The sequence below is a fragment of the Fusobacterium perfoetens genome, assembly GCF_021531595.1.
Lineage (GTDB): Bacteria > Fusobacteriota > Fusobacteriia > Fusobacteriales > Fusobacteriaceae > Fusobacterium_B.
In genome coordinates, this window is record NZ_JADYUD010000001.1 from 213,295 (window position 1) to 235,099 (window position 21,805).

19 protein-coding genes and 1 tRNA gene are annotated in these 21,805 nt (G+C 28.7%); 13 read left to right on the plus strand and 7 right to left on the minus strand.

Annotated elements, in window-relative coordinates; translation table 11 throughout:
* Nucleotides 1-14: 14 nt before the first annotated feature.
* The 9 genes from I6E17_RS00945 to I6E17_RS00985 all read left to right on the plus strand — a co-directional run bounded on the left by I6E17_RS00945 (nt 15) and on the right by I6E17_RS00985 (nt 10,292).
* Nucleotides 15-1,448, plus strand: coding sequence for an N-6 DNA methylase (locus I6E17_RS00945; protein WP_235234970.1), 1,434 nt, complete (start codon nt 15-17; stop codon nt 1,446-1,448).
* A complete protein-coding gene (locus I6E17_RS00950) occupies nt 1,441-2,925 on the plus strand; it encodes a restriction endonuclease subunit S (protein WP_235234971.1) in 1,485 nt (494 codons plus the stop codon). The genes I6E17_RS00945 and I6E17_RS00950 overlap by 8 nt, the downstream gene beginning before the upstream one ends.
* A 130-nt stretch (nt 2,926-3,055) precedes the next feature.
* Nucleotides 3,056-5,218, plus strand: a complete 2,163-nt coding sequence (locus I6E17_RS00955; protein WP_235234972.1) for an AAA family ATPase — start codon at nt 3,056-3,058, stop codon at nt 5,216-5,218.
* Nucleotides 5,215-6,243: a 5-methylcytosine-specific restriction endonuclease system specificity protein McrC gene (mcrC, locus tag I6E17_RS00960; protein ID WP_235234973.1), complete on the plus strand. Its 1,029-nt coding sequence runs from the start codon at nt 5,215-5,217 to the stop codon at nt 6,241-6,243. The genes I6E17_RS00955 and mcrC overlap by 4 nt, the downstream gene beginning before the upstream one ends.
* A gap of 30 nt (nt 6,244-6,273) precedes the next feature.
* The gene (locus I6E17_RS00965) at nt 6,274-6,708 is read left to right on the plus strand and encodes a GNAT family N-acetyltransferase (RefSeq protein WP_235234974.1); all 435 of its coding nucleotides are present in this window, start codon (nt 6,274-6,276) and stop codon (nt 6,706-6,708) included.
* Nucleotides 6,709-6,745: 37 nt separating this feature from the next.
* Entirely contained in the window at nt 6,746-7,789 is a 1,044-nt protein-coding gene (locus tag I6E17_RS00970; RefSeq protein ID WP_235234975.1) for an alcohol dehydrogenase, read from the plus strand.
* Nucleotides 7,790-8,085: 296 nt separating this feature from the next.
* Nucleotides 8,086-8,880 carry an enoyl-CoA hydratase/isomerase family protein gene (locus I6E17_RS00975; RefSeq protein WP_235234976.1) on the plus strand — a complete coding sequence of 265 codons (795 nt, stop codon included), beginning with the start codon at nt 8,086-8,088 and terminating at the stop codon, nt 8,878-8,880.
* 24 nt (nt 8,881-8,904) lie between these two features.
* Nucleotides 8,905-9,630 carry a CoA transferase subunit A gene (locus I6E17_RS00980; RefSeq protein WP_235234977.1) on the plus strand — a complete coding sequence of 242 codons (726 nt, stop codon included), beginning with the start codon at nt 8,905-8,907 and terminating at the stop codon, nt 9,628-9,630.
* 2 nt (nt 9,631-9,632) lie between these two features.
* Nucleotides 9,633-10,292, plus strand: a complete 660-nt coding sequence (locus I6E17_RS00985; RefSeq protein WP_235234978.1) for a 3-oxoacid CoA-transferase subunit B — start codon at nt 9,633-9,635, stop codon at nt 10,290-10,292.
* A 50-nt stretch (nt 10,293-10,342) separates the two neighbouring features.
* Here I6E17_RS00985 and I6E17_RS00990 read toward each other — a convergent pair whose 3' ends face one another.
* The 3 genes from I6E17_RS00990 to I6E17_RS01000 form a co-directional block, all read right to left on the minus strand.
* Nucleotides 10,343-12,391: a transglycosylase domain-containing protein gene (locus I6E17_RS00990; protein ID WP_235234979.1), complete on the minus strand. Its 2,049-nt coding sequence runs from the start codon at nt 12,389-12,391 to the stop codon at nt 10,343-10,345.
* 27 nt (nt 12,392-12,418) lie between these two features.
* Nucleotides 12,419-13,468, minus strand: a complete 1,050-nt coding sequence (rlmN, locus tag I6E17_RS00995) for a 23S rRNA (adenine(2503)-C(2))-methyltransferase RlmN (RefSeq protein WP_235234981.1) — start codon at nt 13,466-13,468, stop codon at nt 12,419-12,421.
* A gap of 72 nt (nt 13,469-13,540) precedes the next feature.
* On the minus strand, nt 13,541-14,668 hold the full coding sequence (locus I6E17_RS01000; protein WP_235234982.1) for an alanyl-tRNA editing protein: 1,128 nt from the start codon (nt 14,666-14,668) through the stop codon (nt 13,541-13,543).
* 175 nt (nt 14,669-14,843) lie between these two features.
* Between I6E17_RS01000 and I6E17_RS01005 the strand changes: the two genes are divergently transcribed.
* A tRNA-Leu gene (locus I6E17_RS01005) sits at nt 14,844-14,930 on the plus strand.
* Between the two features lie 109 nt (nt 14,931-15,039).
* On the opposite strand, the gene I6E17_RS01010 is transcribed toward I6E17_RS01005, so the two are convergent.
* Entirely contained in the window at nt 15,040-16,077 is a 1,038-nt protein-coding gene (locus tag I6E17_RS01010) for a threonine aldolase family protein (RefSeq protein ID WP_235234983.1), read from the minus strand.
* 256 nt (nt 16,078-16,333) lie between these two features.
* Here I6E17_RS01010 and I6E17_RS01015 point away from each other — a divergent pair, with 256 nt between their 5' ends.
* On the plus strand, nt 16,334-16,522 hold the full coding sequence (locus tag I6E17_RS01015; protein WP_235234984.1) for a hypothetical protein: 189 nt from the start codon (nt 16,334-16,336) through the stop codon (nt 16,520-16,522).
* A 96-nt stretch (nt 16,523-16,618) separates the two neighbouring features.
* On the opposite strand, the gene I6E17_RS01020 is transcribed toward I6E17_RS01015, so the two are convergent.
* The 3 genes from I6E17_RS01020 to I6E17_RS01030 all read right to left on the minus strand — a co-directional run bounded on the left by I6E17_RS01020 (nt 16,619) and on the right by I6E17_RS01030 (nt 19,241).
* Nucleotides 16,619-18,112, minus strand: a complete 1,494-nt coding sequence (locus tag I6E17_RS01020; protein ID WP_235234985.1) for a hypothetical protein — start codon at nt 18,110-18,112, stop codon at nt 16,619-16,621.
* A gap of 217 nt (nt 18,113-18,329) precedes the next feature.
* A complete protein-coding gene (recR, locus tag I6E17_RS01025; RefSeq protein ID WP_235234986.1) occupies nt 18,330-18,923 on the minus strand; it encodes a recombination mediator RecR in 594 nt (197 codons plus the stop codon).
* Nucleotides 18,924-18,935: 12 nt separating this feature from the next.
* The gene (locus tag I6E17_RS01030; RefSeq protein WP_235234988.1) at nt 18,936-19,241 is read right to left on the minus strand and encodes a DUF496 family protein; all 306 of its coding nucleotides are present in this window, start codon (nt 19,239-19,241) and stop codon (nt 18,936-18,938) included.
* 152 nt (nt 19,242-19,393) lie between these two features.
* Here I6E17_RS01030 and ftsY point away from each other — a divergent pair, with 152 nt between their 5' ends.
* Together ftsY and pta are read left to right on the plus strand one after the other, a co-directional pair.
* On the plus strand, nt 19,394-20,539 hold the full coding sequence (ftsY, locus tag I6E17_RS01035; RefSeq protein ID WP_235234990.1) for a signal recognition particle-docking protein FtsY: 1,146 nt from the start codon (nt 19,394-19,396) through the stop codon (nt 20,537-20,539).
* Between the two features lie 216 nt (nt 20,540-20,755).
* Nucleotides 20,756-21,769 (plus strand): phosphate acetyltransferase, encoded by a 1,014-nt coding sequence (gene pta, locus I6E17_RS01040; RefSeq protein WP_235234992.1) that lies wholly within the window; start codon nt 20,756-20,758, stop codon nt 21,767-21,769.
* Nucleotides 21,770-21,805 lie beyond the last annotated feature (36 nt).

A 21,805-nucleotide genomic window follows, 5' to 3' on the forward strand; every position in this document is an offset into this window, starting at 1 on the left:
GAGAGGATAAGAAAATGACTAATAACGAAATTGTACAAAAATTATGGAATTTATGTAATGTTTTAAGAGATGACGGGATAACTTACCATGAATATGTAACTGAGCTTACATATATTTTATTTTTAAGAATAGCAAATGAGCTTGGAACAGAAGATAAAATAGGAATCCCTGAAGAATATAGATGGGAAGAACTTGCAAAACTTGATGGGACAGACCTTAGAAATAAATATCAAGAAGCTCTTTTAAGACTTGGTAAAAATTCATCAACACTTGGAACTATATACAGAAATGCTCAGACAAGAATTGCAGAGCCAGCAAACCTAAAGAAAATATTTACTGAAATCAATAAAATAGAATGGTATTCAGAAGATAAAGAAAATCTTGGAGATTTATATGAGGGACTTTTAGAAAAAAATGCCTCTGAAAAAAAATCAGGAGCAGGGCAATATTTCACACCAAGAGTTTTAATTGATTCAATGGTAAGAGTTATAAAACCTGAATTAGGAGAAAGAATATGTGATCCTGCAGGAGGAACTTTTGGATTTATAATAGCAGCTGACAAATATTTAAAAGAAAAATATGATGATTATTTTGGAACTGATGAAAGACCTATTACAGATGAAGAAAGAGAATATCAAGAAACAAAAGCTTTTTCAGCTTGTGAGTTAGTACCTGATACACATAGATTAGGGCTTATGAATGCTATTCTTCATGAAATTGGAGGAAATTTCATTCAGGGGGATACATTATCAGAGTTTGGAAAACAGCTTAACGGTTTTGATATAGTCCTATCAAATCCACCATTTGGAACTAAAAAAGGAGGAGAAAGAGCAACAAGAGATGACCTTATTTATGATACATCAAACAAACAGCTTAACTTCTTACAAGTGATATATAATTCTTTAAGAACTTCTGGAAAAGCTAGAGCAGCAATAGTTCTTCCTGATAATGTTTTATTTGAAGGTGGAGTTGGAAAAGATATTCGTATAGATTTAATGAATAAATGTAATCTTCATACAATACTAAGACTTCCAACAGGAATATTCTATGCTCAGGGAGTAAAAACAAATGTATTATTTTTCACAAGAGGAAAATCAAATGAAAATAATACAAAAGAGATTTGGTACTATGATTTAAGAAGCAATATGCCAAACTTTGGAAAGACAAATCCATTAACAAAAGAACATTTTGAAGAATTTGAAAGAACTTTTGACAATGCTGAAGAAAAAGAAAAACTTGAAAGATGGACAAAAGTAACTCTTGAAGAAATTGAAAAGAAAGATTACTCACTTGATATGGGACTTTTAAAAGTGGAAGATAATGCAGAAGAACTTCAAAATCCTATTGAAAACGGTGAAGAATGTATAGAAAAATTAGAAGAAGCTCTTGATTTATTAAAAGGAATCTTAAAAGAGCTAGATCTTTGCGGGGTGAAAAAAGATGCTTAAGAAAAAAGATAATCTTTTACCAGAAGAAAGATTAATAAAAGCAGTAATTCCCAAAGAAGAAGAGCCTTATAAAGTTCCAGATAATTGGGTATGGACAAGATTAGGAAATATTTTAGAGTTAAAAAATGGAGTTGCCGTAAATAGTAATGAATATGGAACGGGAAATACTCCATTAATTAGGATTTCAAATATTCAAAATAACAGAGTAGATTTAACAGAAGCAGCAAGAATAAAGTTACAAGAGAAATATAAAAAATATTTATTAGAAAAAAATGATTTGCTTTTGGCCATGTCTGGTGCAACAACTGGAAAAATAGGAATTTTTAATGAAGATATAATTTGTGTTCAGAATCAACGTGTAGGAAATTTAAAAATAAAATATGGCATGACTCATGGTTATAGAAATTACTATTTTCAAAAAATGCAAGAAGAATTATTAAGACTAGCCTATGGAGGAGCACAGCCTAATATAAGTGGGAATATTATAGAAAATTTATTACTTCCATTATCGCCACTTGAGGAACAAAAAAGAATAGTTGAAAAGTTAGATTCTTTGTTTGAAAAAATAGGAAAGATAAAAGAAATTATTGAAGAGATAAAAGAAAAAACATCTTTAAGGAGAGAAGCTGTTCTTTCAAAAGCATTTACAGGAGAATTGACAGAAAAATGGAGAGCAGAAAATAAAACTGAAAATGCAAAAGAACTTCTTTTAAAAATCAATGAAGAAAAATTAAAAAACAATCTTAAGGCAAAAATAAAAGATGTTTCTGAAATGCTTGTTAATGAAGATGAAGTTCCTTATAAAGTTCCTGAAAATTGGGTATGGACAAGATTAGGAGATATAACAGAGATTAATCCTAAAAAGAAAGTTCTTGACTTTAACGAAGATGAAGAAGTGTCATTTGTTCCTATGAAATCTGTTTCAGAAGAAACAGGAAGAATTGAAAAAATAGAATATGAAAAATATTCTAAATTAAAAAAAGGTTACACACAATTTATTGAAGAAGATGTACTTTTTGCCAAAATAACTCCTTGTATGGAAAATGGAAAATGTGCTATAGCAGAAAATTTAAAAAATAATATTGGATACGGTACAACTGAATTTCATGTTTTGAGATGTTATCAAGGAGTAATTAATAGTTTATTACACAAATTTTTAAGACAGGAAAATTTTAGAAAAGAAGCAGAATATAATATGACAGGAAGTGTTGGTTTTAGAAGAGTACCTGTTGATTTCTTAAAAAGTACATTATTCCCTTTACCTCCACTTGATGAGCAAAAAGAAATAGTAAGAATTTTAGATAAAGTTTTTGAGGAGGAAAATAAAATTTCTGAACTTATCTCACTGGAAGAAAAGGTAGAAATTTTAGAAAAAACTATTCTTGATAAAGCATTCCGTGGAGAGCTTGGAACAGGAAATTCTGACGATGAACCTGCAATAGAATTATTAAAAAGAGCACTAGAAAAGAATAAATAAAAAGATTAATCTTTGAAAAGATACTAGAAAAACATAATATAGATTTAGTATTAGGAACAAAAGATTTTATTTTCTTAAATATAGAGACAGAAAATAGTGAAATATAAAGTAAATTTAGAAAGGATATAATATGGAAATAAAAATATGTCTTGATTGGATAGACTTTTATATGGAATTAGCAGATAAACTTCTACCATATAAAAATGATAGGAAAACATTAATAGAAAAAATAAAAAATATTTATTTCAATATTAATATGCGTTTGCCAAAATTAGAAAAAGATAATAATCTTGTTGATATTGATCCATTTACAATTTTTGGACTTTTTAATAAAGGAATTACAAAAACAAACAGAATATCTATTTTACAAGGTTTTGCTCAAGAATTTTCTATAAAAGCACCTGTTCCTAATTTTTTTGATGGGATACCTGTTTTAAATAATATGGCAGCTACTTTTTATTATTTTATTGGAGATCGTCAAGAAAATGATATTGAAAACTTATGGAAAATATTTGCATTAGCTCTAGAATATGCAGATACTAATTCAGATAACAATAAAAAAGAATTTATAACAATTTATGATACTGTGTCTCAGCAAAAAGGAATTAGATGGAATTTAACAATGGCTCTTTATTGGATTCGTCCATATAAATATATCAATTTAGATTCTCGTAATCGTTGGTATATTTCTAATCCTGAAAATATGCCAGCTGACTATATTAAAAGCATTGGATCTTTTGAAACTGTTCCTACTGGTGAAGAGTATCTTAGTATCATTGATAAAAGTTCTTCTGCTCTTGAAAAAGGTAATTATCATTATAAAAATTTTCCTGAACTATCTTGTTATGCATGGGTTATTTCAGAAAAAGTAAATCAGGAAATTCGTGCAGCAGAAGTTGAAAAATCAAGAACAAACATAGGAGAAGCTATTGGAGATAAAGATATTCAGACAGTACATTATTGGATTTATTCTCCAGGAAATAATGCATATATGTGGGATGATTTTTATGATGATGGTATTATGGCTATTGGTTGGGGAGAAATTGGTAATCTGACTAATTTCACTACTAAAGATGCAATGAAACAAAAAATGAAAGAGTGTTTTGATCCTACTCTTTCCTATAAAAATGCTGCTCATGCTACATGGCAATTTGTTAATGAAATGAAGCCTGGAGATATTGTTTTTGTAAAAAAAGGAATGCATCGTATTATTGGAAAAGGTGTAGTTACTTCTGACTATATATTTGATTCTTCTCGTAAAGATGATTATAAAAATATTCGTCAGATTAACTGGACTCACAAAGGTGATTGGGAACATCCTGGACAAGCAGTTTTGAAAGCATTAACAGATATTACTCCTTACACTGATTATGTTGAACAATTAAATGCAATATTTGAAGATGAAGTGATTGAAGAAACAGAAGAAACAGAAATTCAATTCCCTATTTATACCAAAGATGATTTTTTAAATGAAGTATATATGAGTGAAGCAAACTATTGTCTTCTAGTTAATTTACTCAGAAATAAAAAAAATATTATTATGCAGGGAGCACCAGGTGTGGGAAAAACATTTGCTGCTAAAAGATTAGCATATTCTATGATGAAAGTTAAAGATCCTAGTAGAGTAATGATGATACAATTTCATCAAAGTTACAGCTATGAAGATTTTATTATGGGATTTAGACCTGCAGCAACTGGTTTTGAATTAAAAAAAGGACCATTTTATAATTTTTGTAAAAAAGCAGAACTTGATCTTGAAAATGACTATTACTTTATCATTGATGAAATTAATCGTGGTAATTTAAGTAAAATTTTTGGTGAGCTTTTTATGCTTATTGAAAGTGATAAGCGTGGTGTAGCTTTACAACTACTTTACTCAGATGAAAAGTTTTCTGTGCCTGAAAATGTTTATATTATTGGTATGATGAATACTGCAGATCGTAGCCTTGCAATGTTAGACTATGCTCTTAGACGCCGTTTTGCATTTTTTGAATTTTCTCCAGCATTTGAAACAGTTGGTTTTCATCAGTATCGTCAAGAAAAAAATAATAAAAAATTTGATAATCTTATTGTAGTTATTGAAAAATTAAATATAGCTATTGAAAATGATGAATCTCTTGGCAGAGGTTTCCGTATAGGACATAGCTATTTCTGTACAGATAAAGATATTAATGATATGTGGTTAAATGCTGTAATTACATATGAAATTATTCCTCTTCTAAATGAATATTGGTTTGATGAACCAAGTAAAGTTCAAGAATGGAAATTTATACTATATGAGGCAATTAGATGATAAAAATTCAAAATATTTACTATATGCTTACATATGCTTTTCAAGTTCTAAAAGAACAAGGGTATGCAAGTTGTGCTATAGAAGAATTTGAAAATACTGCAGATTTATTATCTGCTATCCTTGTAAAAGGAGTAACAGTACAAATAAAACGAGGTCTCAATCGTGCATATACTGAAAAAACTGAATCGTTAAGCTGTCTACGAGGTAAGATTAATGTTACAGAATCTATTAGGCAACAAACTATCATTAAACAGCAATTAGTTTGTATTTATGATGAATTTTCAGCTAATTCTTATATGAATCATATTTTAAAAACTACAATGGAATTACTTTTAAGGTATGATATTCCAAAGGTAAGAAAAAAAGAATTAAAAAAGTTACTTCCTTATTTTAAGGATATAGAAACAATAGATATTTACAATATAAATTGGAAATTTAGATTTCATCGTAACAATCAAAGCTATCAAATGTTGATGTCTGTTTGCTATCTTATTATTAAAGGATTATTACAGACAACTGCTGATGGTTCTGTTAAGTTAATGCAATTTTTAGACGAACAAAGAATGTGTCGGTTATATGAAAAATTTATTCTTGAATATTATAGAAAAGAACACCCTGAAATTAAAGCAAGTGCTTCTCAAATTTCTTGGCAATTAGATGATGAATTTAGTTTCATGTTGCCTATTATGCAGACAGATATTATGTTATCTAAAGGAAATACTATTTTAATTATTGATGCAAAATATTATACTCACACTACACAAAAACAATATAGCAGTAATACTCTTCATTCTAGTAATTTATATCAAATATTTACATATGTAAAAAATAAAGATGCTGAATATGGAGAAGTTCCACACATTGTATCTGGAATGTTGTTGTATGCTCAAACTGATGAAACCATTCAACCAAATCAAACTTATCATATGAGTGGTAATAAAATTAGTGTTCGTACTCTTAATTTAAATTGCTCATTTGAAGAAATTGCAAATCAATTAGATGATATAGTAAAAGAACATTTTTAAAAAGTTATTTTATAATTATGGAGAGATTATATGGAACTTATATTAAAATCCTTTAATGAATTAACTATAGTTGAACTTTATGAGATATTAAAAGTTCGTGTAAAAATATTTGTAGTTGAACAGAAATGTGCATATCAGGAAATAGATGATATTGATTATAAAAGTTTACATGTTTTTTATAAATGCAATGATAATGTAACTGCTTATCTTAGAATATTTGAAAAAGAAAAAGGAATAATACAAATAGGAAGAGTTTTAACAGCAGAACATGGGAAAGGACTTGGAGGGAAAATTTTAAAAGAAGCTGTTTCTTTAATAAAAGAACAGATGAAACCAAAAAAAATTTATCTTGAAGCCCAGTGTTATGCAATTGGTTTTTATGAAAAAGAAGGATTTAAGGTTTGTTCAAAAGAGTTTTTAGAAGATGGAATACCTCATGTTGAAATGACTTTAAATTTAGAATAAAACTATGATACTTTTATGATTGAAAAAGGAGAGCACTATGAAAGCAGTAGTATTTAAAGATATCATTAATTTAACATTTGAAGAGAGAGAAAACCCTAAAATAGAAAATGAATCTGATGTTATTTTAGAAGTTACATTAACTACTATTTGTTCAAGTGATATTCATATTAAAAAAGGTTTTGTACCAAGAGCAAAAAAGGAAACTGTACTTGGACATGAATTTGTAGGAGTGATAAAAGAAAAAGGTAAAAATGTAAAAAAATTTAATATTGGTGATAGAGTGGCTGTTAACTGTGAAACATTTTGTGGAGAATGTTTTTACTGTAAAAAAGGATATGTAAATAACTGCACTGATAAAAATGGTGGTTGGGCTTTAGGATGTAGAATAGATGGAGGACAGGGAGAATTTGTCCGTATTCCTTTTGCTGATAATTGTCTTACGAAAATACCTGATAATGTCACAGATGAAGAAGCTCTTTTTACAGGAGATTTACTTTCAACAGGATATTGGGCTTGTAAAATAGGGGAAATTTCAAAAGAAGATACAATAGTTATAATAGGAGCAGGACCTACAGGTCTTTGTACAATGATGTGTGCAAAACTTTTTGAACCAAAAAGAATTATAGCAGTAGATATAGATGAAAGAAGACTCAATCTAGCAAAAGAAAATAAATATGCAGATATTATAATAAATTCAGCAAAAGAAAATGTAAAAGATGAAATTCTAAAATATACTGATATGAGAGGTGCAGATAAAGTTTTTGAAGTGGCAGGTGGAAAAGATACTTTTTCTATGGCAATGGATATAGCAAGACCAAATGCTACAATTATTTTAGTCGCAATGTATGAGGAAAATCAAGTTCTAGCTCTTCTAGAAATGTATGGAAAAAATCTTACAATAAAATTTGGTGGTGTTGATGGAATTTATTGTGAAGATATAATGGAAAATATAGAAAATAAAAAAATAGATGCTACACCTCTTATAACTCACAGATTAAATTTTGAAAATATAATGAGAGGTTATGATATTTTTGAAAATAAAAAAGATGGAGTTATAAAAATTGCTGTAAAAGTAAAATAATAAATTAAAAATATATAGATGAAAATTTAATAAAAATTAAATTAATGATGAAGAGAAAGCAGAGGCACGGTTTAACCGTGCTTTTTATATTAAAGTTATTTCTAAAAATATATTTTTTAAAAGAAATTTTCGTATGAAATGAATCATAAAATATTTATACAATTATCATTGAATAAAAATATAACAAAAATATAAACAAATTGTATTTTTTTATGGTATAATGTTATTATATAAATCATAAATTATAAAATCTTAAAAATGTAATTAAGTACCATTAAAAAAAGGAGGTATATTTTATGGAATTGGAAAAATTAATTTATACTGTAGAAGATGGTATTGGAATTGTTACAATGAATTATTTAAAAAATCTTAATGCAATTGATGAGAAAATGGCTGATGAATTAATGTATGTTGTAGATGCAGCTGAAAAAGATCCTGAAGTAAAAGTTCTTGTTATAAAAAGTGCAGGAAAAGCATTTTCAGCAGGAGGGGACATTGGTTATTTTTACAAATTGATTCAAGCCGGAGGAGAAGTAAACATGGATGGTCTGATTGCTAAAGTTGGTATTGTTGCTGATGGCATGAAGAAAATGAGTAAAATGGTTATTACTTCTGTATCTGGTGCAGCTGCTGGTGCTGGTGTAAGTCTTGCACTTGGAGGAGATTTTATGATTTGTGCTGATAATGCAAAATTCATTTTAGCATTTGTTAATCTAGGACTTGTTCCAGATACAGGAGCAACTTATCTTCTTTCTAAGGCTATAGGAGTACCTCGTACAATGGAACTGGCAGCAACAGGAAGACCTGTATCAGCAGAGGAAGCTAAAGAACTTGGATTAGCATATAAAGTTACGACTGTTGAAGAATTAGAAGAGGTAACTATGAAATTTGCAAAAAAATTAGCTGCAGGTCCACTTATTTCTTACAAAAATATTAAAAAGCAAATTTATGATGCTAATTATTCTGATTATAAGAAGTGGCTTGATGAAACTGAAATCCCTACTCAAAGAGAATGTGCTGCTTCAATGGATTTCCAAGAAGGCTGCAAGGCATTTATGGAAAAAAGAAAAGCTGTTTTTAAAGGTAAGTAATTAATCATATAAAGAAAGGTGGGGATGAAATTGTTATCAAAAGTATTCTCAAAAGAAGAAATTCTTAAAAAATTTCATGATGGTCAGACTATAATGTTTGGAGATTGGCATGGAGAATTTGCAGCAGATGATATTATTGAAGGAATGTTGGAAAAAGGTGTTAAAGATATTCATGCAATAGCAGTATCTGCAGGAATGCCAGATCTTGGTGTAGGTAAACTGATTAACTCTAAAAGAGTAAAGAGTCTTATCACAACACATATTGCATTTAATCCCATAGCAAGAGATCAGATGTTTGCAGGAGAACTTGATATTGAATTCAGTCCTCAGGGAACATTTTCTGAAAGAATTCGTTGTGGAGGATATGGTTTAGGAGGTTGTTTGACGCCTACTGGACTTGGAACAGAAGTAGAAGAAGGAAAACAAAAATTAGAAATAAATGGAAAAGAATATTTATTAGAGCTACCATTAAGAGCTGATATAACTCTTATAAAAGCAACTAAGGCTGATAAAGCAGGAAATATTTCTTTCAGAATGAATTCAAGAGCAATAAGTACAGAAATGGCTTTTGCAGGAGATTTAGTTATAGTAGAAGCTGAAGAATTAGTTGAAATAGGAGAATTGAAACCTAATGAAATAGATGTGCCAGCTCCATTAGTTGATATGATATATGTAAGAGAAGGTAACACAAGACATATGTGTCCTTATTGGCAAAGACTAAAACAAAAAGCACAAGAAGGAGGTAGATAGTGATGGCTGAATTAAAAGGGCGTGCATTAATTGCTTCTCGTTGTGCAAAATTTTTTAAAGATGGAGACTTTGTAAATTTAGGAATAGGAGTTCCTTTAATGTGTGTAAACTATCTTCCAAAAGGTGTAGATTTATGGCTTGAAGCTGAAATTGGTACAGTAGGAAGTGGACCTTCTCCAAGTTGGGATGATGCAGATATTGATACAATTGATGCTGGAGGTATGCCTGCTTCTTTGATTCCTGGAGGAAGTGTTCATGATCATACAACAAGTTTTGGATTTATTCGTGGTGGTCATATTGATATAGCAGTTCTTGGTACTCTTCAAGTTGATCAGGAAGGAAATATTGCAAATTGGAAAATTCCTGGAAAATTACTTCCTGGAATGGGAGGAGCAATGGATTTATGTTCTGGGGTAAAAAGAATAATAGTTGCAACAGAACATTGTGAAAAAAATGGTTCTTCAAAAATTTTAAAGAAATGTACATTACCACTTACAGGAAAAAGCTGTGTAACTGACATTGTAACAGAAAGATGTTATTTTAAAGTGACACCTGAAGGACTTGTTCTTAAAGAAATTGCTCCTGGATATACTGTAGATGATATTCTTGCAGCTACAGAAGCTGATGTTATAGTTCCTGATGAAATTGGAGTTATGGAATAATTTGTTATAAATAAAGAGGCTGTGGTTTTACAGCCTCTTTTCTTTTGTGATTATTGATATAAAATATCTCTTATTCCTTTTTTATATTTACTATCATGTTCAAGTTGTATTTTATTATTTTTAAGAAGGAATTTTTTACTTCCTTTTTCAGCAATAAGACCAGAAAAAGGATCTAAATCTTGATAATAAAGTTTTCCGTTTGCAACAAGATTATCAATATATTCAAAACGGCTTGGAGTATAATAACCATTATCAATAATTTTTTTATAAAATTCTTTCCATACAGGTGCAGCTAAAGCTCCTCCAGTAGTATTTCCCATTTTAGAGTTGTCATCATAACCAAGATATACTGTTGTTACAAGCTCAGGAGTAAATCCTGCATACCATACTGTACGGGCATCATTTGTTGTACCTGTTTTACCTGCTTGTTCAATAGTTTTTCCATATTTAGTTTTAACTTGGGCAGAACGACTTGTACCTGTTTTTGTAGAGCTTATTAAAAGATTTGTCATAAGAGCAATATCTTCAGAATCAAAAGTTTTTTCTATTACAGGTGTGTATTTGTAAAGAGTATTATCATTTTTATCTCTTACTTCTAAAAGAAATACAGGTTCAACAGCATAACCTCCATTTGAGAAAACAGCATATGCTTTTGCAAGTTCCATTGGTGTTCCTACAAGAGAACCAAGAGAAGCTGTTAAATCATTAGGTGGATTAAGATTAGTTTTTGTTTTTTTGATAGTTTCTTTTAGTTTTTCATGTCCTAAATCTCTAAGAAGCTTTATAGAAATCATATTTACAGATTTATCAAGTCCTTCTAAAAGAGTTGAATTTTTTCTATAAAGAGTACCAACATTTTTAGGGGCCCATTTTCCAAAGATAACTCTTGAATCTTCTACAATAGTATTTTCACTTTTTCCATCTATAATTGCAGAAAGATATACAAAAGGCTTGAATGCTGAACCAATCTGACGCTTTGCATCAAGGGCTCTGTTAAAGTTTCCAGGCTGGAAGTTTTTTCCTCCTATTATAGAGATAACATGTCCGTTTGAAGAGTTAATAGTAATCATACCTCCTTGAAGATTCTCATCTTTTACAAGAGGTTCATAATTATTAAAAACTTCTTCTGCAGTTTTTTGGATATCAAAATCTAAAGTAGTATAAACTTTAAGCCCTCCATTATATATTGTTTCCTCATCAAAATTTTTCATAAGCATTTCTTGAACTGTGTCAGTAAAGCTTGGCACTTTAGATTTATTCACAAATCCTTTTTTATATACAACGGTGACTGCATCTTTATCTATTTTTGTAAAATCATAATCAGAAGGAAGATTTTCTTCCAGAATAAATTTATGAGCAAGAGCCTTATCATATTCTTCTTTTGTAATCATATCATATTTAAGCATTTGTCCAAGAACAACATGAGTTCTTCCAAGAGAAAGTTTTAAATTCCTTCTTGGGTTGTATGCTCCTGGTCTGTTTGGCATACCAGCAAGCATAGCACTTTCAGCAAGATTAAGATCTTTAGGTTCTTTTTTAAATAGTGACTGTGAAGCACTTCTTATACCATAATCTCCTTCACCAAAATAAATTTCATTAAGATATTTTTCAAAAATTTCATCTTTTGTATATCTTTTTTCTATTTCAATAGTGATTATAGCTTCTTTTATTTTTCTTGAAAGTTTTCTCTCATGAGAAAGAAAAGCATTTCTTGAAAGCTGCTGTGTAAATGAGCTTGCTCCCTGTCTTGCTCTTCCAGAACTCATATTTATAAACAGAGCTCTTAAAAGTCCTACAGGATCAATACCATAATGACTATAAAATCTTCTGTCCTCAATAGAAAGAAAGGCATCTTTTACAACCTGAGGGACATTTTCAAATTTAACAGGAACTCTTGATTCCTTATAAATTATATCTATTACTTTTCCATTTCTGTCATATATTTGTGTGGGAATAGAGGGAGTATAAGACTCTACAAGCTCTGCTATATTTGGTATTTCTTTTTTATAGTGGTTAACTATAAGAAATACAGCAACAGTACCTGTAATTCCCGCTGCAATAATAATACCGGCAGTGATTTTCAATATTTTTTTCCACATATTAATCTCCAGATTTATTGTAAAATATTATTTTGCATTTCTTTGTCTCAATTGACCACATGCACCATCAATATCAGTACCTTTTTCTCCTCTTATAACAACATTTACTTTTCTGTCATTTTTAAGAATATTATAGAATTTTTCAATTTTCTTTTGACTAGGTCTTTCAAAATCATTTTCTACAACTGGATTATAAGGAATAAGATTTAATGTGTGATCAAATTCATGCATGAAATCTGCAAGGACATTTGCATCTGTATCTGAAACATTAAATTCTTTTATAAGAATATATTCAAAAGTTATTCTACGATTTGTAATTCTTTGGTATTCTTTTAAAACTGTGAAAAGATCTTCTAACGGAAATCTTTTGTTTATAGGAATAAGCTGGTCTCTTTTTTCATTGAATACAGCATGAAGAGATACAGCAAGTTCAACAGGAAGTTTTTCTTCAAGAAGTTTTTCAATTCCTGGAACGATACCAGATGTAGATATTGTTATTTTTCTTTTTGAAATGTTTAGTCCATTTTCATGTGATAAAAGAATTATAGCTTTCATTAAATTATTAATATTTAAAAGTGGTTCTCCCATTCCCATGAAAACGATGTTATTTACACTTTCACCTTTATTTCTAAGTCTTCTTTCAATAGTATAAACTTGGTTTATTATTTCGTGAACATCTAAATTTCTTTCAAATCCTGAAGCTCCTGTTGCACAGAAAGCACATTTTACAGGACAACCTACTTGTGTTGAAACACAAAGAGTATTTCTTGTTTTATGTTTTAAAAGTACAGTTTCTATTGTATTTCCATCTTCAAGTTTAAAAAGAAATTTTTCAGTTCCATCAATTTTAGAAACTTTATGGTCCATAAGATTAAAAAGAGGGATATAAGTTTTTTCAAAAAGCATTTCCCTGTCTTTTAAAGATATATTTGACATATCATTTATATTTCTTATTAATTTTCCATGAAGCCAGTTGAAAATTTGTTTTCCATAGAATTTTTTCATACCTGAAGCAAGGATATAGTCAGTTAATTCCTTTTCATCAAGGTTTAATAAATTTAATTTAAAATCTTCCATTTTTCCTCCGAATGTAATTAAAGTTTAAGCCATATTATATCAGATAAGCAGTAAAAAAACAATCAGATAAAATTATACAATCTTTTTAAAACTCTCAATTATAATATTTTCATCTGTAATGCCTTTTATATTTCCTTGTTTTGCTCCTCCTCCACCTTTAACAGAACTGTCAGCATTTAAAATTTCTTTTATAAGAAGAGAGCAGTTTATATCTTCTCCAGCAATAAGAGCAGAATCTTCGTATAATCCAATAAAGGTAAGTTTATCTTCTGCAAGAACTTTTTTTAGTTCATTTACAAGTTCTTTTTCTCCATGAAATACAACAACTTTATGAGAGTTTATCTCTATAGCATTTTTAAGGATATCTTCTTTAAGAGATAAAGCATAGTTATGAAGAAGAAGGTTATAAGATTTTTTTAAATCTTCATGTTCTTTTTTGAAGTTTTCAATTTTTTCTATTATTTCATTATCACGACAACTGAATTTATGATTAAGAGATTTTATAATTTCAGATTTATTTTCATAATCTTTAATGGCTCTGTCTCCAGCAATGAAAGTAAATCTTGTATATTTTCCTTTTATTCTTTCGTGTGATAAAATTTTAAAAACTCTTATATCTTTAATATCATTTACATGAAATCCTGCACAGGCACAAAGATCATAGTCTTCTATTTTTATAAGTCTTATATATTCATCAGTAATTTTAGGACTTATTTTTTTTCTTAGTCCTGAAATTGTATCTGCTTCATATCTCATTATAGTTGTTCCAAGAACTTTTGCACCTTTTAAAATAGCTTCATTTACTTTATCAGAAAGTTCTTTAACAGTTTCTTCTGAAATTGAGTCGCTATCTAAATCAATAGTAGAAACCTCTTCTCCCATTCTGAATCCTACATTATGCAAGTTATAATCTTTTAATGCAATCCCTGAGAAAAGATGTTCTGCAGTATGCTGCATAGCAATATCTTTTCTTCTGTTTGTATCTATATAATATTCATATTCACCTTTTTCAATTTTTTCTGCAATTATAATTTTATCTTCTTTAGCTTCTAAAATAGGAATATTATTAATATGTCCTCTGTCTCCAAGTTGTCCGCCTTTTCCATCAGGGTAAATTTTTGTTGAAAACAGATCAATATATTCTACTTCTACAGCATAATTATCTTTATATTTTTCACAGTTTTTAATTCCTATGAGCATGATATCCTCCTGTTAAATTAAAATTTGCTTTCAGTTAACATTATACAATATATTAAAAAATATTCCAAAATTAATTGATGTTTTTTAATATAAAAATTTATTGACAATAAAATAAAAATAGGATATTATATTTTAGTATGATAAATTGCCTTATGCAAGGAAATATAATAAAAAAGCCTGGATGGTGAAATTGGTAAACACGATGGACTCAAAATCCATTGGTAGCAATACCCTGCGGGTTCGAGTCCCGCTCCAGGCACCACTTTAAAGAGTAAAACCATATAATTTTATATGGTTTTTTTATTTTATAAAATAAAAAACAGCATTTAATATTAAAATACTAAATGCTGTCTAAAAAATTATTATTTTTATTATTTATAACGCTTAGAAAGTTCAGTGAAGTCTTTTATAAATTCTTCTACATGTTCTTTTTTAGTAGCCCAAGAAGTAACAAAACGGATAACACTGTTATTATCATCATATTTTTCAATGAAAGTATATTTGTATTTTAGGCTAAGATCTTGTATAAGTTTATTAGGAAGTATAGGGAACTGCTGATTACTGTATGAATCAGTAGCAAATCCAAATCCATTATCAGAGAAACATTTTTTAAGCATATCTGCCATCTTATTTGAATGTTCACCAATTTCGTAATATAAATTATCTTTGAAAAGTTCTCCAAATTGAAGTCCAAGAAGTCTTCCTTTTGCAAGAAGTGCTCCTCTTTGTTTTATAGCATATTGGAAACCATCAAATATATCTTTATTTACAAATACAGCAACTTCTCCAAATAAAGCTCCACATTTAGTTCCACCAATATAGAAAACATCAGTTAATTTAGGATAATCTGTAAGAGCTATATCATTATATTCAGATGTAAGAGCAGAAGCAAGTCTTGCTCCGTCCATGAATAGATAAAGTCCATGTTCTTTACAGCAACTATACAGTGCTTCAAGTTCAGCTTTTTTATAAAGAGTTCCTATTTCTGTAGGGTTTGAAATATATACCATTTTAGGTTCAACATTATGTGCATCAGTGTGAAGGCTTAAAACTTTTTCTACAAGTGCAGGAGTAAGTTTTCCTTCAGGAGCAGGAATAAGTTCAACTTTATGTCCTGTAGCTTCAATAGCTCCTGTTTCATGTCCGTTTATATGTCCTGTTTCAGCTGATATAACTGATTGGTGTGGACGAAGAATTTGAGAAATAACAAGAAGGTTTGTTTGAGTTCCTCCAACAATAAAACGAATATTACAATCATCACATTGGATTTTTTCTTTTATTATTTTATACGCTTCAAGAGTATATGGATCTTCTCCATATCCATCTGTCTGCTCTAAATTTGTTCTTAATAAAGTTTCAAGTACACGAGGATGAGCTCCTTCACTGTAATCATTTTTAAAACTAATCATGCCTGACCCCCCTTAATAATTTTATTCTGTTTTTTATTATACTTTATATTATAAAGTATAATCTGTTTGTAGAGATTTGTAAAGAAATATATGTAAATGAATTAAAAAAATAAAAAATGTTAAATATAAAAACATATAGAAAGTAATATTTTAAATATCATATAGCTTAATCAAAAAATAAGATGGTTTTGTAGTAGAAAATTTAAGGAAATGATACTATAATATATAAAATTATTTTTTATGGAGAGTGGTGGTTTTGACTAGAGAAGAAATTTTAAATCTTGAGGGAAAAATTATAGAAAAAGAACTTTTTCAGCTTATGTTTGAAAGTGAATGTGTAATGAATTTTCAAAATTGTGGAATGAGTGGATTAAAAAAAGGATATAATTGGTTTATAGTAACTCTTATAGACGGAACAGAAGTAAATTTATACTGCATAGAGTAAATCTTTTACAGTAAATATCTAAAGGCTGTTGCATTTTCTAATTTATAAAAATAAAATTTTATTTTTATAGATTTACAACAGCCCTTTTTTATAGTATTAAATGTACTCTTGTTCAAAGATTATAAAACTTATTTCAAGTTCTATTTGTTTTTTCAATTTTTCATTTGAAAGGATAAAATCTTTATATTCAATAAACTTTTCTTTCCACTCTTCAATAGAATTTATATCTTTAAATTCACTTCTTATAGAATCATAATTTCCATCTATATATAAACTTTCTCCTTCAAGGAAAGAATATTCAATTCCATTTCTTGAAAGATTTTTTAAATCATTATAATTCAGATTAAAAGCCTCCACAGCTTTAACATATTCTAATGTTATATTGCTTCTGCTTACAGCCTCATCATCAGTGCATATAATCATAGGAACATTATATTTTTTATAAAGTGAGAAAGGATGATTTTTTTCTTTTATTCCTAAAATAATATCGTTACTTGAAAGACATATTTCAACAGCAATTTTATTTGTGTTCATAAAATTTAAGAGAGCCTTACAGTTTTCTTCCCATGGAATGCTGACTCCATGTCCTATTCTTTTTGCAGCAGGAAATTTTTGCTCATTCTTATTTCTTGTAAGAAAGATAGTACTACATATTCTGTCGTTCATATCTTCTAAAGGTGAACGGAGAAGATTAAGTTCTCCTGCATGAAGTGTAAGATTTATTTTCTTTTGTGAACTAATGTATTTTTCAGAAAGATATTTATAGATAAATTTTAAAATTTTTAGATGATTTTCAAAATTTTCTCTGGAAGGGATAGCATCTTCAGGTTCTACAATGTTGACTCCTGCAATTCTTTTTTCCTTTATGCAGTAAACCATAAAACAATAAGCTTCTGCAAAAAATTTATAAAGAGGAGCACTGGCTCTTGCAAGAAATGGGATATATTTAATTGTAAAATCTCCTTCTCCATTGCTTTTCAGAAAGTTTTCTCTTTCATCTAAAAATTCTTTTACTTTTAGATAATTTTCTTCTGTGTCTGCATCGTCAAGAATTTTGCAGTATTCATTCATTTTTGAAAGGTTAAATTCTCCTAAATTTTTTATTAAATCAATATAGTAATTTTTAACATTTTCAGGAACAGCTTCTGCAATAAGTTCTAAATATTTTACATTTTGAAGTTTATTTCTTTTTATAATTTCAAGAATCATATCATTTTCATTTCTTTTACTGCTAAGTACAGAGAAAAAAGTATTGAAGAAATGTTTTGCACCATCAGAAGTTTTATCCCATCCTCTCATGCTGAAGCTATTAAGCATGTTTTCAGTATAATATTTTTTAAAATTCTCAATGGAAATTATTTTATCGCTTTTATCAGAAAATTTATATTCTTCATCATTAAGAAAGATATTTTTTCTAAGATCATACCAACTATTTTTTATTATAGCATCTTCGTATACAAATTCAGAGAAAGATGCTCCAAGAGAGTGATTGTGAAGATCTCCTCCTTTTGGAAAATTTTTTAAAAACATAGTAAGTTCAGGAGTACTTTTTTTTATTTCTTCAAATTTTTCAAATAATAAATCTTTCATTGATTTTGTCCTCCTTATTAAGGATAGTTTTTCATAAAAATTATGTAAATTTAAAAAGTAAAAAAATTTAAAAAATATCTGCTTATTATACTGAAATTGTAAAAAATAAAAGTGTTTTTCTTAAAAAGCTTTTATCTTTTTCTCTTGTATAAATTATGCAGATATTTTTGTATTTAAAATCCATTTTTATATTTTAATAATAATTATTTATTAAAAATTATAATTCTTGCCTTCCTTCAAGTGCTTTTGCTATTGTAGCACTATCAGTAAATTCAATATTTCCTCCCATTGGAATACCACTGGCAATTTTAGTAAGAGTAATTCCAAATGGTTTGATAAGTTTTGTAAGATAAAGAACTGTTGTTTCTCCTTCAAGATCAGGATTAAGTGCAAAAATAATCTCTTTTATATCTTCAGATGCAATTCTTTCAAGAAGAGATTTTATATTTAGTTTATCTGGAGTAACTCCATTAAGAGGAGCAATCTTTCCATTAAGTACATGATAGACACCGTTATATTTTCCTGTTTTTTCAAGAGGAATAATATCCCTACTGTCTTCAACAATACAAATTATACTCTTGTCTCTAAGTTCGTTACTGCAAATATCACATAAATCATTTTCACTAAAATTTCCACAAACAGAGCATTTCTTTACAAACTTTTTTACATTCATCATAGCAGATGAAAATTTTTCAACATCGCTTTCGTCCATATCTAAGATATGGAAAGCAAGTCTTGCAGCACTTTTTCTTCCTATACCTGGAAGTTTATGAAACTCATCTATAAGTTTCTCTAAATATCTGGTTGACATTATTTACCTCTATTATTTTTTTTCAGCTGTAGGAGCTTTAAAGTTTCTTATAGCTTTTATAAGTTCTTTTCTTTCTTTTCCTAAGTCAGCGTTTTTAATGATATAGTCACTAACTCTTTCTTCATAGTCAGCTTTCATATTTTCAACTATAGCCATAAAATCTTCATAGCACATGCTTGGTTTTACATATTCTTCAAGATTGTTTAAAAGAGTTACTCTTTTTCTATTATCTCTTATTTTTCTTTCATTATCTTCAATTTCTCTTTCAATTTTATTTTTTCTTCTTGCTTTTCTTACTAGTTCTAATGCGTTATCCATATTATAATCCTCCTTAAATAATGAAACTTTACTTCTGTAAATATATTTTATAATATTAAATGTAAATTTGCAATTAAGAAAATAGGAATGTTGTAATTTAATGTTAAATATGATAATATTCAATTATAGATACAATAAATTGGAGGGACATAATGGGATTTTTTAATAAACTTTTTGGAAAAAACAAAAAAGCAGAAGAAATTAAAGAAGAGGAAAAAATTGTAAAAAATGAAGAAATAAAATTAGAAAAGAAAGATGAGAAAAAAACAGAAAATCTGGAAAATATAGAAAAATATGAGGAAAAAATTATTTCTGAAAAAAAGGAAAATAAGAAAGAAGATGTAATAATAAAGAAAAGAGAAGAAGAAATTCAGCCGGAAAAAAATGAAGGATTTTTTGCTTCTTTAAAAGAAAAACTTTTTCGTACAAGAGAGGGACTTTTTGGAAAGATTAAAAATATTTTTTCAGGAAGAACTGTTATTGATGAAGAACTATATGAAGAATTAGAAGATTTATTGATTCAGTCAGATATAGGAATGGATATGACAGTTAAAATAGTTAACGCTCTTGAAAAAGAAGTTAAATCAAGAGGAATAAAAGATCCGGCAGAAATTTATTCTGTCTTAAAGGAAGTGATGACTAGATTTCTTATTGACGGCAATAATAAGCTTGATATAAGAGAAGGAGAGATGAATGTAATTCTTGTTGTAGGTGTAAATGGAGTTGGAAAAACTACTACAATAGGAAAAATTGCTAAAAAGTTAAAAAATTCAGGAAAAAAAGTAATAATAGGTGCAGCAGATACATTCAGAGCAGCAGCAGTTGAGCAATTAGAAGAATGGGGAAAAAGAGCAGATGTTGAAGTTATAAAAAAAGAAGAAGGAAGTGATCCAGGAGCAGTTGTATATGATACAATTCAGGCTGGACTTGATAAAAAAGCAGATGTGGTTATAATTGATACAGCTGGAAGACTGCACAACAAAAGTAATCTTATGAAAGAACTTGAAAAAATTAACAATATAATAATTAAAAAACTTGGTCATTCAAGATACGAATCTATACTAGTTATAGATGGAACAACAGGACAAAATGGTCTTATTCAGGCTAAAGTATTCAATGAAGCAACTAAGCTTACAGGATTTATTGTTACTAAGCTTGATGGAACAGCAAAAGGTGGAATAGTGTTCAGTATATCTGAAGAGATAAAAAAACCTATAAAGTACATTGGTGTTGGAGAAAAAATTGATGATTTGAGAGAGTTTAATACTAAAGATTATATTGAAGCAATTTTTGACTAAGAAAATAGAAAATCATTTTTTCATTGGGATTCAAGAACTGGAGAAAGTGTGTAAAAAAATATGAAAAATAATTGTAATATACTGGAAAATTTGTTAATATATATTTGAATATAGTTTACATATTTTTGATAGAGTTTAACACTCATGTGAAAAATGGAAACAAAAATTTTATTTATAAAATGTAATGAAATACATTAATTTCAAGGAGGAATTAAAGTGAGTTTTTTAGGTCAAGTAAGAAAAAGAGCTTTAAAAGCTAACAAAAGAATCGTATTACCAGAATCAGGAGATGAAAGAGTATTAAGAGCTACTGCTGAAATCTTAAGAGAAAAATTAGCTCGTCCAATCTTAATTGGAGAAGAAAGCAAAATAATGTACGATGCAAAAGCATATAATATTTCATTAGAAGGGGTAAAAATTGTTAATCCTGCTACTTTTGAAAGAATGGATGAATATGCACATAAGTTAGCAGAATTAAGAGCTAAAAAAGGAATGACTTTTGAACAAGCTAAAGAAATATTAACTAACGATATCAACTTCTTTGGTGCTATGCTTGTAAAAATGGGAGATGCAGATGGAATGGTTTCTGGAGCAATATCTCCTACAGCTAAAGTATTAAAAGCTGGAATCCAAGTAATAGGAACTAAACCAGGAGTAAAAACAATATCTTCTGTATTTATTATGGAATTATCTCAATTCAAAGACTTATATGGAGGAGTTTTAGTATTTGGAGACTGTTCAGTAATTCCTAGACCAACTTCAGAACAATTAGCAGACATTGCCTGTGAAGCTGCAGAATCAGCAAGAGTAATAGCAGGAATTAACCCAAGAGTTGCTCTTCTTACATTCTCAACTAAAGGATCAGCTCAACACGAATGTGTAGATCTTGTAAAAGAAGCAGGAAGAATCTTAAGAGAAAGAAAAGTTGGATTCAGATTTGACGATGAATTACAAGCAGATGCTGCATTAGTAAAATCAGTTGGAGAAATCAAAGCTCCATTATCTGATGTATCAGGAAATGCAAATGTATTAATATTCCCTAACTTATCAGCAGGAAATATTGGATATAAATTAGTTCAAAGATTAGCAGGAGCTAAAGCATTCGGACCAATCATCCAAGGTGTTGCTTCTCCTATCAACGACTTATCAAGAGGATGTAATGTAGAAGACATCGTTGTTTTAACAGCTATTACTTCTGCTCAAGCATGCCTAGAATGTTGTGAAGACTAATTTAAAATATTAGAATATTATTGAGATTATAAAAAA